12 protein-coding genes are annotated in these 12,782 nt (G+C 39.8%); 6 read left to right on the top strand and 6 right to left on the bottom strand.

Annotation, left to right across the window (positions count from 1 at the left end):
- Nucleotides 1-25: 25 nt before the first annotated feature.
- Nucleotides 26-1,972: an LPS-assembly protein LptD gene (locus CLV27_RS05705; protein ID WP_243644897.1), complete on the top strand. Its 1,947-nt coding sequence runs from the start codon at nt 26-28 to the stop codon at nt 1,970-1,972.
- On the opposite strand, the gene CLV27_RS05700 is transcribed toward CLV27_RS05705, so the two are convergent.
- From CLV27_RS05700 to CLV27_RS05690, 3 genes are all read right to left on the bottom strand, one after another.
- Nucleotides 1,973-2,464: a prepilin-type N-terminal cleavage/methylation domain-containing protein gene (locus tag CLV27_RS05700; RefSeq protein ID WP_132526730.1), complete on the bottom strand. Its 492-nt coding sequence runs from the start codon at nt 2,462-2,464 to the stop codon at nt 1,973-1,975. It abuts the gene before it with no gap.
- 68 nt (nt 2,465-2,532) lie between these two features.
- Nucleotides 2,533-3,021 carry a prepilin-type N-terminal cleavage/methylation domain-containing protein gene (locus tag CLV27_RS08625; protein ID WP_274542983.1) on the bottom strand — a complete coding sequence of 163 codons (489 nt, stop codon included), beginning with the start codon at nt 3,019-3,021 and terminating at the stop codon, nt 2,533-2,535.
- A gap of 201 nt (nt 3,022-3,222) precedes the next feature.
- The gene (locus tag CLV27_RS05690; RefSeq protein WP_243644896.1) at nt 3,223-3,906 is read right to left on the bottom strand and encodes an ATP-binding protein; all 684 of its coding nucleotides are present in this window, start codon (nt 3,904-3,906) and stop codon (nt 3,223-3,225) included.
- A 167-nt stretch (nt 3,907-4,073) separates the two neighbouring features.
- Between CLV27_RS05690 and CLV27_RS05685 the strand changes: the two genes are divergently transcribed.
- The 3 genes from CLV27_RS05685 to CLV27_RS05675 are packed head-to-tail and all read left to right on the top strand — an operon-like array spanning nt 4,074 to nt 7,535.
- A complete protein-coding gene (locus CLV27_RS05685) occupies nt 4,074-4,754 on the top strand; it encodes a TnsA endonuclease N-terminal domain-containing protein (RefSeq protein WP_132526726.1) in 681 nt (226 codons plus the stop codon).
- 56 nt (nt 4,755-4,810) lie between these two features.
- Nucleotides 4,811-6,631, top strand: a complete 1,821-nt coding sequence (locus CLV27_RS05680; protein ID WP_165863693.1) for a Mu transposase C-terminal domain-containing protein — start codon at nt 4,811-4,813, stop codon at nt 6,629-6,631.
- 10 nt (nt 6,632-6,641) lie between these two features.
- Nucleotides 6,642-7,535 (top strand): TniB family NTP-binding protein, encoded by an 894-nt coding sequence (locus CLV27_RS05675; protein ID WP_132526722.1) that lies wholly within the window; start codon nt 6,642-6,644, stop codon nt 7,533-7,535.
- Here CLV27_RS05675 and CLV27_RS05670 read toward each other — a convergent pair.
- Nucleotides 7,519-7,701 (bottom strand): hypothetical protein, encoded by a 183-nt coding sequence (locus CLV27_RS05670; RefSeq protein ID WP_132526720.1) that lies wholly within the window; start codon nt 7,699-7,701, stop codon nt 7,519-7,521. The genes CLV27_RS05675 and CLV27_RS05670 overlap by 17 nt on opposite strands.
- A 67-nt stretch (nt 7,702-7,768) precedes the next feature.
- On the opposite strand from CLV27_RS05670, the gene CLV27_RS05665 reads away from it, so the two are divergent.
- Complete coding sequence (locus CLV27_RS05665) at nt 7,769-8,950, top strand: TniQ family protein (RefSeq protein ID WP_132526718.1); 1,182 nt, start codon at nt 7,769-7,771, stop codon at nt 8,948-8,950.
- Between the two features lie 8 nt (nt 8,951-8,958).
- Entirely contained in the window at nt 8,959-10,038 is a 1,080-nt protein-coding gene (locus CLV27_RS05660) for a Druantia anti-phage system protein DruA (RefSeq protein ID WP_165863692.1), read from the top strand.
- Here the strand turns inward: CLV27_RS05660 and CLV27_RS05655 are convergent.
- Both CLV27_RS05655 and CLV27_RS05650 read right to left on the bottom strand, forming a co-directional pair.
- Nucleotides 10,028-11,749, bottom strand: coding sequence for an ATP-binding protein (locus CLV27_RS05655; protein WP_132526714.1), 1,722 nt, complete (start codon nt 11,747-11,749; stop codon nt 10,028-10,030). The genes CLV27_RS05660 and CLV27_RS05655 overlap by 11 nt on opposite strands.
- A gap of 12 nt (nt 11,750-11,761) precedes the next feature.
- On the bottom strand, nt 11,762-12,778 hold the full coding sequence (locus CLV27_RS05650) for a DNA double-strand break repair nuclease NurA (RefSeq protein WP_132526711.1): 1,017 nt from the start codon (nt 12,776-12,778) through the stop codon (nt 11,762-11,764).
- Nucleotides 12,779-12,782: the final 4 nt, after the last annotated feature.

Here is a 12,782-nt window from a genome sequence, read left to right as displayed (position 1 = left end):
TCTATCCTCTCAAGAGGGAAGGTTATTGAAAGTAGGGCTTTGGGCTTTTGCCTTTTGGCTGTTCCTTTTTTCTAGGGCTTTAGCAGTTGAAGTTCCCGTTAATATAACTGCTGATAAGGTATTCGGTAACGTAAGTAAAAGGGTGGAGGCAAGGGGACACGTAGTAATTACCTACGATAAGGTGGAGATTTCTGGCGATAGTGCTGTTTACGATAGAGAAAAAGGACTGCTGATAGTCCGGGGAAACGTTGTTGTAAAAGAGTTTCCTGCAAGCTTTCGCTGCCAGAGTATAGTTTACGACCTTAAAACAAAAAGGGCTGTCCTTGAGGGCGTTTCCGGAAAAATTTCAGAAACCGATTACATTAAGGCAGATAGAATAGAGAGGCTTTCTGAGAAAGAGTGGATAGCTTACGATGGAGAGTATACTCCCTGTAAACACACCTGTCCTGACTGGTCAGTAGGAGCAAAGAGGTTCAGGATTCTTTTGGGGGAAAGTTTTGAGGGAAGGTGGGTAGCTTTCAGGGTAAAGGAGATTCCCATTTTCGTTTCCCCCGTTCTTAGCGGCCCTATCGTTAAGAAGAGGACAACTGGTTTCCTCTTTCCACGCTTTGGCTACATGAGTGAGGATGGGTTTATATACAGGCAGCCTTTCTATATCGTTCTTGGAAGAAGTGCTGACTTAACACTTACTTATGAAAAGCGATTCAGGGATGGGGATGGTAAGTCAGCAGAACTCCGCTATGTTCTCTCTGAAAAGAGTAAGGGAAGGCTCTACTACTACAGGATAGATAGGGAGAACAGAAGGGACTGGAAGTTTACTTATTCTCACTCTTTCTACCCTTCAGAGCTCCTCTACGGTAGACTCAATGCAGAGCTTGTAAACAGCAGAGAGTACTACAAGAGTACTACTACTTTTGATGTTGAAGAAAAGACAAGAGTTTATACTAAGTCTGACGTTACCCTCTCTAAGCTTTGGGAACACGCAATCTTGAACGTTAACGCCGTTTATCTTGATTACTTAGATGGTTCATCAAGCACTGTTTACCAGAGAGTTCCGAACGTTAACTTCTACTTGATGGATATCCCCTTGCCTAAGACTCCATTTACATTCAGTTTTGACACGGAGTTAACCTATTTTTACCGTGAAGCAGGAGGAAGTAGCTATAGGCTAAACCTTGAGCCTATCCTAAAGTACAGCCGCTTTTTTGGTGTCTTTAAGAACACTATGAAAGTCTCGTACCTAATTTCAAAGTATCAGCTTGGTGGTGATAGGAGCATTTTTAAGTTTGAGAGTAAGACAGTAACTAACAAGTATTTTCACTTAGGAGATACCGTTTCTGTTTCGCTAAACCCGGAGCTCTCTTTTCGTTTTGTGGAAAGTGAAAATCAGGAAGTAAATCCTTTCTACGATGGAAGTGACAGAGTGGGAAAGAAGAAGGAAATTTACTCAGGGGTTACAGGATATTTTTACGAGGATGGAAAAGAGTTCCTCCGTTTGTCCATTAGTGGCCAGTACGACCTTTACGACTCGGAGGACCCTTGGAAACTGTGGAGACTTGACCTTGACCTGTACCCCTTGGGGAATCTTGAGCTGAAAGAGACGTTCTACTACTCTCCTGAGGAAAACGGCCTTAAGAAGAGCAACACCTACGTTTCAGTCTCTTGGGGAAGTTTAAGCCTCTGGGCAAACTACTACAGTAGTGACTTGACAGAAAGAGTTAGGTACGTGCGGTGGGGAACAGAACTGAAAATTGGAGTCTTCTCTCTTTCCTACAGGCAGAGGTACGATTTGGAGCTTTCGCAGGATAGGGAGCGTTCCTACTCACTTGCAGTTAATAGGGGATGCTGGAGTGGCCGTTTAACCTATAGGTGGGTTAAGAACTACGATAACACTGTGGACTATCAGGTTTCACTGCTTGTAAATCTTGTGAAACTCGGCAGTTACGGTTACAAGTTTGTAGGTAGGAAGTAGTTACTCTTTTTGGGATAAGACCTTCCAGCCAGAGAAATCGTCGTTTTCTGTTGCGTCTGGACAGTCGGAGGCTTGGAGCTCGTAACCTTGCTGACTTTCCTTATAATAGATTGTATCGTTTTCTGTTTGGTACCCGTATATTAGAGTTCCCATTTTGTGTTTTGTACAAAAGTTTGCGTAGTCACCGCTGCTGCTGACCTTTGCAACGGCCCTTACTTCATCTGAAACGTATTTGTGTGTAAAGTTCCCTATTACAACTATTCCGTTTGAGCTTACGTCTGAAGGAGAAAAGCCTACAAACTTCTGTTCAACTCCGTAGTAGGCAAGTTCGTCGTTTATCAGGTTTTTAAGGTCGTAAAGGGCGTTGTTGTTGTAAGCTCTTATTTTGAAGAGGCGATAACCGTTCACAGCAATTGTAGTTAGAATTCCAATTATTACTATGATTATTAAGAGCTCCAGTAGCGAGAATCCATCTTTTACCCGCTCTTCCATACTTCAACCCGGTCTGAGGCATTAAAAAGAAAACAAAGGGGAGGAACTCCCCCCCCACAAAGCAGTTATTACTGAGTCCACTCAACAGGAGCTTTGTCTGTGCAGGAGTTAAACTTAACTCCTCTCTTGTAAGTTCCGTCAGAAGCTTTTATGTTGTTGTGGCCAAGGGCAAACTTGTAACCGGGAGAACCATCAGGGCAGGTAACGGCTTCAATTTGGGTTGCTGCTGTTAAATCATCGTAGTCAAGAAGCACAACATTCTTGCTGAGATTTAGAGTAGTTACTGTTGTAGTGCCGTTAGAGATTGTTAGTGTTCCCTTTGAAGAGTTAAAGCTAGTATCACCTCCTGTGGCGTACTTGTCGTACTGGGAGTAGTAAGCTTCCTCTGCAGCTATGATGTTGTGGGCGTCAGAGTTCATAGCGGCAACGTAGGCCCTTTCCTTGTACTTGGCAAACTGGGGCACTGCAATCGCTGCTAAGATTGCAATGATTGCGATGACGATTAGGAGCTCCACCAGAGTGAAACCGCTCCTTGACATTTGGGTTGCTTGTTTCATCTTTTACCCTCCTTTAGTTTAGTTTTTTTGATTTTCACTGTAGAATTTTAGCACGATTTATGCCAATTTTCTGCAGGTTGCAGGGGCGGAGTTTCAACGGCTTTAGAGTGTAATAATGACAAAATTTGTCAAATTCTAAAGAAGGTTTCTTGCGGAAAACCTCAAGTGTAGCAATTATCCCGAGTAATGTAACAAAATTTGTCATTTTAGAGCTTGTTCCCTGTAGCTGAGTGCTTCTGCTATATGTTTAGTTTGTATAACGTCACTTCCGTCAAGGTCGGCAATGGTTCTTGAGAGTTTGATAACCCTCGTGTAAGCCCTTGTGGAAAGGCCGAAAGCTCTTACAGCTTTGACCAGCATTTCTTCTGCCTCTTCCGACATCCTGCAGAATTCCTTTATCTCCCTCCTTCCCATCTGGCTGTTAAAACGAACCTTTCTTCCTTTAAACCTCCTCTTCTGAATTTCGTGAACCCTTATGACCCTTTCCCTTATCTTTTCTGAGGGTTCTCCTGAAGACTTACTCTTTAGCTCTTCTGGTTTAACGGCTGGAACAGATATGTAGATATCTATCCTGTCAAAGATGGGGCCGGAGATTTTTCCCATGTACTTTTTTATCTGGTGAGGGGAACAGGTGCAGTGGTGGACTCCGTCTGAGAATCCGTAGTACCCACAGGGACAGGGGTTTGCTGCTCCTATGAGGGAAAATCGGGCAGGAAAGGTAAAGCTTCCAGAGGCTCTTGAAATCGTTACGAAACCGTCCTCTAAGGGTTGTCTTAGGGCTTCAAGTGCTGTCCGTTTAAACTCTGGCATTTCGTCTAAGAATAGAACTCCGTTGTGGGCAAGGCTAACTTCTCCCGGCTTTACGTTCGTCCCTCTGTAGAACACAAAAATTTTTGCAACTACCTAAGCCGTAAGTCAACGTTTTAACAGGTGGAGTATGATAACAAATACTGCGACTATAACACAATATAGTGCGACCACTCCACCAAAACACAAAAGTTATTGCAAATTCTCTACCAATATGATAACCTAAGTATAGAGGAGAACGCCTTATGAAACCTGTAAGAGCTATTCCCATTCAGACACTTTCGGTAGGTGGCAAATTCTCAAGCAGGAAGAACTCCAGAATAGTAAGCTATGAGTCTCAATTGGAGTTAGCATTTCTCTACCACTTGGAGTTCTCTCCAGACGTGAAAGCTTACGTAGAACAACCATGCAAGGTTCCTTCTCCTTCTGGAAGACACTACGTCCCTGATTTCCTAGTTTTCTTTAATGAACCTCTAAGAAGACCTCTTCTCGTTGAAGTCAAGTACTCCTCAGAAATAAGGAAAAACTCTGACAAGCTTCTTACGAAGTTTGAAACTCTTGAAAAGTATGCCCTTAAAAAAGGCTACGACTTTAAAGTATTCACGGAAAAAGACCTATTAACACCAAGACTTAAAAACTACAAGTTCCTCTACAACTATCTGGATAAGCCCTTACCTGAAAACCTCTATGCTACCTACGTGGAAAACGTAATTAACTTCGTGAGAGAAAAACAACCCGTAAGGGTTATTGACGTGGCCAAGATACTCGGCAAAGGAGAGTTCATACCAACAGGCTTCTACCTTTCAACCGTATGGCATCTAATAGCCACGGGTAAACTTCAAACTAACCTTGACGAAGAACTAACGAATCTCACCTACGTTTACTTGAAAAAGGACGCTAAAAGAGGCCTACCGTGTCCCCTATAGAGATTAAAAGAGGGCAAACTGCGTTTTTTAGAAACCGCAGAGTCTTAATTACTGCCGTGGTAGACCTGTCAACAGTTGAAGTAACAGACCTTGAAACTGGGGAAACTTTAATCGTCCCGATTTCTCAGCTTGATTCAATTTCAACTGACGAAAAACCCTATCACCCAATAGACCCTGACTCTCCCGACTCAAAGTACTTAGAGCTGGCAAGGTTTAGGTACGAAGTAATAAAGCCTTTATTGGTGCCAAGTAGAACCAAAAAACAGGTAGAAGAAAGAGCAAAAGAGTTCAACCTTAACCCTGCTACCCTATACCGGTGGATAAAGCAGTTTGAAGAATCTGGCGGACAGCTTTCAGCGTTAGTCCCCAACTACGGCAGAAGAGGTGGAAAAGGTAAGAAAAGAGTTAATCCTGAAGTAGAAAAACTCATAAAAGAAGTAATAGAAACGGTCTATCTCAACCCCTACAAAAGAGTTTCCGTAAAGAGAGCCTACCAGATACTCCTCTTAAAGTGCCGAGAGCTTGGGCTTACTCCTCCTCACATTAACACGTTTAGAAACCGAATTAAGGAGCTATCCCCGTTTATGACTACTCAGAAAAGAAAAGGTAAAGTCGTAGCTCAGTCGCTTTACGGAGCCGCAAGTAGCTCTTTTGAACCAGAGCGTCCCCTTGAAGTCGTCCAGATAGACCACACGCTCCTTGACGTAGTAGTAGTAGACGAGTTGACGAGAGAACCTATAGGTAGGCCATACCTAACCATAGCATTAGACGTCTATAGCAGAACAGTTTTCGGATATTACCTATCTTTGGACGCCCCAAGCTACTTTTCAGTAGCTCAAACCCTCTTCGTCGGAATTACCCCTAAAGACAACCTCTTGGAAGAACTTGGAGTGGAAGGTAAGTGGGAGGTGTGGGGAATACCAGAGAAGATACACGTTGACAACGCCAAAGAGTTTAGGAGTACCTACCTTGAAGATTTCTGCAAGGAATACGGCATAACGATAGACTACAGACCAAGTAAAACTCCTCACTATGGCGGACACGTAGAAAGACTCTTCAGAACAATTAACGAGGAAATTCACAACCTACCGGGTACGACTTTCTCCAACCCCGTAGAGAAAAAAGGCTACGACCCTGAAAGACACGCCTGCATGACCCTATTAGAACTTGAGAAGTGGCTCGTAGAGTTTATAGTTAACTACTACCACAAAAGAATTCACTCAGAAACAGGCACTACACCTGAAGAAAAGTATAAGGAAGGCATCTTAGGAAACGAAACTTCTAAAGGAAGAGGGCTTTTTAAACTCATAACCGGTGAAGAGGCGAAAAAACTCTGGTTTTCACTACTACCCTCTGCCAGGAGAACCATTCAAAAAGACGGAGTTCACTTGTTTGGACTTAGATACTACGACAACGTCCTAAAGCCATTTATAAGGCTTAGAAAACAAGGCGAAAAGAGTGAAACCTACACATTCAAGTACGACCCAAGGGACATGAGGTACGTCTACTTCCAGCACCCCCAGACTAAAGAGTACTACAAAATACCTTGTCGGGAAACCCGACTACCCAAGCTGTCTTTGTGGGAACTTAAAGAATACAGAAAACGCCTAAACCTTAAGAGAAAAGCAAAGGAATACGAACTACTTGAGGGACTTAAAAAGCTCATAACGCTGGAAGAAGAGGCATTAGAGAAAACCAAGAGAGTAAAACGCAAAAGGAACTCCAAGAAACTTTACGACTTTAAGTCCTACGTAGAACAGAAGACTTCTTCAGACGAAAGCAAAAAGGAAGCAAACGAAGAAAAAACACGCCAACTACCACCAAGAACGCCACAATTTGACGACTTAGACGATATAGAACCGTTTGAAGTTGATTAACGGAGGACACGTGAAAGTGAAGCTCTCTCAAGCAGAGATAGAAAAACACGTTAACTCACTTATACCAGACGCAAGGAAAGTTCTCAAGGCCTCCGACGAGGAAAGAATAATATTTGCAATGACGGACAGATTTATAAACCACAGCAGAGCAAAGAAAATTCTGGACTACATGGAACTGCTCCTCAAACTACCCAGAAAGCCGAGAATGGATGGAATACTCCTTTACGGAGACTCCGGCTCAGGAAAAACGATGATAGTAAGACACTTCTTTGAAAAACACTTTCCGATAGAGGACGAAGAAGCCGACGTTGACCAAATACCCGTTCTCGTAGTGGAAACTCCCACCGAACCCAAAGAAAAACTTCTCTATGACAGGATACTTGACGAGATAGGAGTTCCTTATAGGAAAAATGAGGACGTGTTGGAAAAGGAGAAAAACGTCAGGCACTACGTTGACTTGCTTAACATCAAGATGATTATCTTTGACGAGTTTCACAACGTCCTTAACGGCACAGCAATCCAACAAAGGAGAGTTCTGGCGGCAGTAAAAAGCCTTACCAACAGGTTGAGAATACCTATAGTGCTGGTAGGGACAAAAGACGTCCTCATAGCCGTAGAAACCGACGAAGAGGTTAAGAGAAGGTTTAACCCATATCACCTAACCAACTGGACTTACGACAAGGAATTTTTGAGGCTACTAAAAACGATAGAGGCGACTCTTCCCCTAAGACAGCCGTCTTACATGTGGAAGAACGAAGAACTTGCAAAGTACCTGATAGAAAAAACGGAAGGAATACTTGCGGAAATAATAAGAAACATTAAGTTAGCAGCAAGGGAGGCAATCCTTTCAGGAGAGGAAAGGATAACGCTACCTCTCCTGAAAAGAGCTAATCCTTTTGATTAGAGTCTTTCGCCTCCTTGGCTCTTTTCAGAATGTTGTCTATCATTTTGTTTAAGTGTTCGTTAATAGACCTGTATCCGTTGTCTATTAACCATTTCTTGTAAGCATTTAACTTTTCCCTTTCAATTCTCAAACTAATCTGAACTATCTCTTTTTTCTCCTTTCTCATGTTAACCTCTTGCAACTATAGTGTCATAGTGTTATAATTCTATAAACCCTAATTAAATTATAACAGCGTGGGTAGACGATTACTAACGAACCTACAAGGATTAACGAAGAACAGTCTTAGCAACAGGAAGATAAGAGTTCACCCTCAGCCGTTTGAGAACGAACTTATCTCTTCGTGGTTCTGCAGGATGGCCGTCAAAAACTTTACCATACCGTCCAGTTTTCTCAACCTTTACTTCGGGAATTACCAATCTGTGTTTAACGGGGACTTTGACTGGAACCGAGAGGACTTCGTAAAAGCTCTTTCTCAGAGAGTAGGGTTCAAAAAGGAAAGGGTTTGGAACTTAACCTTGAAGAGCTATGAAGGATACTTATTTGAAGCCCAGAAAAAGTTTAACAGCAATAAACCTTTTATTAACCCCGTTGGATTCAGAGGCGGTAGGAACAGAAGGCACGGTCTTAGGTTCTGCCCTTACTGTTTAAGAGAAGAAGAATACTTCCGTAAAGAGTGGAGGCTAACGTTCTCTACGGCTTGTGTAAAGCATAAAGTATTTTTGCTGGACAGATGTCCGGAGTGCGGAGAGCCTCTGACCATTCAAAAGTGGAAGCCAGATAAGTTCCACTTCCACTGCTGGAAGTGCGGGTTTGAGTTCATGAATGCGAAAGCAGAAGAGGTTCCAAAAGAGTCAAAAGGAATAGAAGCTATAAGATTGCTATATGAAATTTTGAAAAAAGGATACTTTGAATTTGAAGACAGGGTCTATTACTCTATAGCTTATTTTAAAGTCCTGGAACACTTTACCAAAGTAGTTTACAACTGGCAGAAAAGGAATTGGGGTTCAATAAGAATAGAGGAAGAAAACATTGGAGTTCGGCTGGACAAGAAGAAAAAGAGACTCTATTATGATGCTCCCATTAAAGTGCAATATATTCTATTTACAGTGATAACCGACATACTTTCTTCAAAAGAGAATTTAGAAAAGTTCATAGTTGACAATAAACTAAAAAAGACCGAATTAACAAGAGATTTCAGAGATTATCCATTCTGGTATAAGAAATTTGTGGACAAGTATAGCGACAAAGGGTATGCTCCAACTCTCAGGGAAATAGAAGAGGCAGTAAAATATCTTCGTAAGAGAGGATTAAAGATAAACTGGATAAACCTAAGGAAAATTACAGGTAGATTTCTTGACAGCAGAAAAAGAAGAGATGTTAACTTTTTTTTTGATGAAAAACAAATACAGGGATAAGGATGGCTATGATAGATGAAGAAAGGAAGCAGTATATAGCTAGAATTCAAGAAGAGCTAGAAAAGTATGGCTTTAAAATGGATAAGGAAGGGAACTTACAAGTAGTTTCCTGTATAAGGGACATACAATACAAGTTTGCTAAGATTTTAAATGCCCAGTATAAAAAATATGAAAAGGATGTTTCTAAATTTTTTGCAAAATCGTTAGATGAAATTGATCCTCAAAATATAGTGCCAAGATTGGAATTAATAGAAAAAGGAAAGTCTGATAAGAAAACTCTTCTTAAGAAGAAAATCTTTAACTTTGCAAAATCCTTTTGGAGTGTTCCTGTTTCTACCGGTTTCGGAAGAAGGATGGACTACATCCTGTGGGACGATAATACAGGAAAGGTAATAGGAATATTCGGACTCTGCGACCCGATTATTGGTCTGGGAGTAAGGGATGAATTCATAGGATGGAGTAGAAAAATAAAAGAAGAAAGACTTTATAACATGCTAACAGCATACATATTGGGAGCTGTTCCACCTTACAACCAAATTTTAGGAGCTAAACTAGTGGCTCTCTCTGCCATATCAAAACAAGTCATTGACGATTTCTACAATAGGTACGGCAATACAAGAACAGTGATAAAAAACAAGAAGAAACTTCCTTATCTAGTTGCGATTGATACCATGGGAGCTTTTGGCAAAAGTGCTATCTATACAAGATTAAGAGGATGGAAGTTCGTAGGATATACAAGAGGACAAAGCCACTTTCATCTAACTTTGAATGGAGTATACGAATTATTACTTGAGGTTATTAGGAAGTATGGAAACGAAGAAGTGTTGAAAAAATATAAGTTCGGACAAGGCCCGAATTATAAACTTAGAGTAATATCTGAGGGACTAAAAATCTTAGGGCTAAGTAAAGAAAAATTAACTATGCATTCTATAAAAAGGGGTTATTACTTTGCACCTCTCGCAGAGAATTGGCGAGAGTTCTTGTTAATGAAAACAAATGACCCTAAGTTTATTGCAAAACCATTGGAAGAAAACTTCTTTTATTGGAAAAAAAGATGGCTCCCCAAAAGACTGGAGCCTAAGAAGTAAAAATGGATAGTATATCCAGTCCATTCTTTCCCAAGAACTCGTTCACATTATTATAAGCCTCATAGAATTCTGGAATTTTCTTTGATATTACATTTACAGGTCCGTCTATCATAAATTTATGAACTCTTTCGCTCATTAAGTCATATGGGTCCCATATCTTTTGTTTATATATCTCAAGAACATTTTTGCCATACAGTTCCTTTAAAAGGTCGGCATCTTTACCTGTTGACAGCCCAAAGCCGAATAATTTTACACGAGCGTGTTCCCAAATTTCTGTATCTAAATTGGAAATTCTTGTAGAAATAACCATCCAACCAATACCAAGTTTTCTTGTCTCTCTAAACGCTGTTACTACTTTTTCTCTTGTCCTTCTTTTGTATTCTTCCGCATCTGATGGAAGCTTCGCAGGTGCTATTCTATGAGCTTCATCTATTACTACTAAAGTATTCAACATGTCGTTTTCCTGATATGCATCTTCTCCTGCTCTTATCAGTGTTGAAAATATTGAATAGATAATCATAAACTTTATTGGGTTTTCCCAGTCTAGTCTACTTAAATCTATAATTATTGTTTTGTCAGAATTCCGAGTTAAGTCCCTCACTATGCTATCAATCCTTCTTTTACCTGTGCTTGTATCAAACCAATCTGCTATCTGTAGCCACTTGTCTTCAAATTCACTTTCTATATGAGGTTCTCTCATCAGGTTTCGGACCTCCTCTCTTTTATTCGATTGGGTATAGATCCTTTCTAAATTGGCTTCAATAATGTCAAATAAATCCCTAACAGGTACTCTTTTTAAGGAAGATAATCCTCCTCTTGCCTTTAACTCTCGGATTATTATATCTATCGCAATATCTTGATTTTCTGCACCTTTTATAGCTATTGTTTTTAACAAGCCTTCTTTTTTCATCAAAACTTCCAACATATCCCATCTATCTAGAGCTATCTCGTCAATACCATAAATTTCTGGTTCTCTTTTGCCTAATATGTTCCAGATATTCCCTAAATCTAAAGGAAAATGACTTGTATCTCTACCCTGAAAAGATTTGGCAAATTCTCCAACAGGGTCTAAGATGAGAAAGTTCATTTTTCTGTATTGTTTATTATTCCTTCTATACTCATCTGCTTTCTGCTTGTCACTTTTTGCATAAGCTACTAAAATTTTCTTTGCCTCTGTAGATTTTCCTGAACCTGTTTGACCTGATATAAGTATGTGATATGCTTCATTTAATACATAGAAAGGTTGAAAAACCAAAGGGATGTCAAAGTTTTCATCTATAGCTTTTCCTAAGTAAAACACATCGTCTTTAATTCTATCTATTACTTGGTTTATTAGGTTCTCATCAATAAATTCTACATCCTCAAGTGAGTTTATTATTGTATCTAAGTTGACTCTTCTATATGAATCTCCATTCCTTTCAAAGGCTGTTAGGACTTCACAATCTATTGTCAGAACATCATTTTTCTGTATTCTTTCCTTTACTCCCTCTATTTGGGTAGCATTTTGAGCCATTTCTGCATTTGTTAGAGTTCTATTTTCTGTTTGTAGATTAACCACCCTAAGCAACGCTATACAATCTTTTCCTCTTCTTTTAAAGTTTACTTTTAAATACCGGCCAAGAATAGGTTCTCCTTTGAAAATAAAATCCTTTTTTAAAACTACTTTAATCTTAGAAGTTGAGTACGGTGGAATAATCTGTCCTACAGCCATAGTTCCCTCCCCTTACCTGATTTCCTCTTCTATAGGAAAACTTGCCTTAAGTAAAGTTTTTACATAGTCCTTCGCTCTTCTATCAGCTTCGGTTGTTAAATAAAATGTTTTTCCAAAAGTGTATTGTGCTATTAGGTCCATCGGAAGATTTTGAACAAAGCTCTCTAATCTATATGTATACTCGCCTATGCCCTTGAAGTAGAAAACTTCTGGACTATTGGCTAAACTAAACAAGCTTTTTGTTAATTCTGAAAAGCGATAATATTCCTCTGTACCTTCCTCATACGGATTATATAGATTATACGGATGTGGAACTATAGGAACCCTCACATACTCCAAAGGCTCTAGAATTATTTGGGCTAGCTTTACATCTGAAATAGATTTTATCCTATCTTCAAAACTCTCTTTTAAGGAGGATGGCAATTTGCTTAAAACGAAATTTTTAAAGTCGTCCTTTTGTGTAGATTTAGGAACAAATACAACCTTTCCAGATAATAATAATGCGACGAAAGCACTTATTATTTTCTCATAAAATTGTTTTAGTTTATTTGACAACTTCCCTTCCAATTTGCTTGCAGCTGTTGCTGCAGAATTTAATTTTATTATAAATGTAGAAACAGAACCGTCCATAAAAACAAAATCTACATTTTTTACTTCCTCCCAAGCTAACAAAATCTCGGCCCCCATTGATAAACCTTCCAATATTCTATCCGCAAGTTCAACTTCCTCTTCCACGAAACCTATTACATCAAAATCTACTTCTTGCAAGTAAGTATCCAGCTTTTCTCTAAAAGAGATACACACATAAGCATAAAAATTTGATGGTATATACCTTTTAATCCCTCTAGCGCTATCTATCCCTGCTGTTCTATATTTCTCATCACCAGACTGGCTTTTTACCTTTCTTTTTCTTAATTTGTCTAGAACTTCTTCCCTAAGCCTTTTTTTCATCTCTTCAAGTTTTTGTATATCTTCTTCTATCTTCCTCAGTATCTGCTCCCTTTTTTTCAATGCTTCCGTATATTTCATAGCT

This window comes from Phorcysia thermohydrogeniphila, from assembly GCF_004339575.1.
Lineage (GTDB): Bacteria > Aquificota > Aquificia > Desulfurobacteriales > Desulfurobacteriaceae > Phorcysia > Phorcysia thermohydrogeniphila.
The sequence above is the reverse complement of the archived record's forward strand: the minus strand, read 5'-3'. Positions and strand labels throughout refer to the sequence as shown.

Excerpts from the sequence above, each read along its gene's own strand:
- CLV27_RS05700 (WP_132526730.1), bottom strand. The coding sequence starts at position 2,464 with ATGGAAGAGCGGGTAAAAGATGGATTCTCGCTACTGGAGCTCTTAATA.
- CLV27_RS08625 (WP_274542983.1), bottom strand. The coding sequence starts at position 3,021 with ATGAAACAAGCAACCCAAATGTCAAGGAGCGGTTTCACTCTGGTGGAG.
- CLV27_RS05660 (WP_165863692.1), top strand. The coding sequence starts at position 8,959 with ATGATAGATGAAGAAAGGAAGCAGTATATAGCTAGAATTCAAGAAGAG.
- CLV27_RS05655 (WP_132526714.1), bottom strand. The coding sequence starts at position 11,749 with ATGGCTGTAGGACAGATTATTCCACCGTACTCAACTTCTAAGATTAAA.
- CLV27_RS05670 (WP_132526720.1), bottom strand. The coding sequence starts at position 7,701 with ATGAGAAAGGAGAAAAAAGAGATAGTTCAGATTAGTTTGAGAATTGAA.
- CLV27_RS05685 (WP_132526726.1), top strand. The coding sequence starts at position 4,074 with ATGAAACCTGTAAGAGCTATTCCCATTCAGACACTTTCGGTAGGTGGC.
- CLV27_RS05650 (WP_132526711.1), bottom strand. The coding sequence starts at position 12,778 with ATGAAATATACGGAAGCATTGAAAAAAAGGGAGCAGATACTGAGGAAG.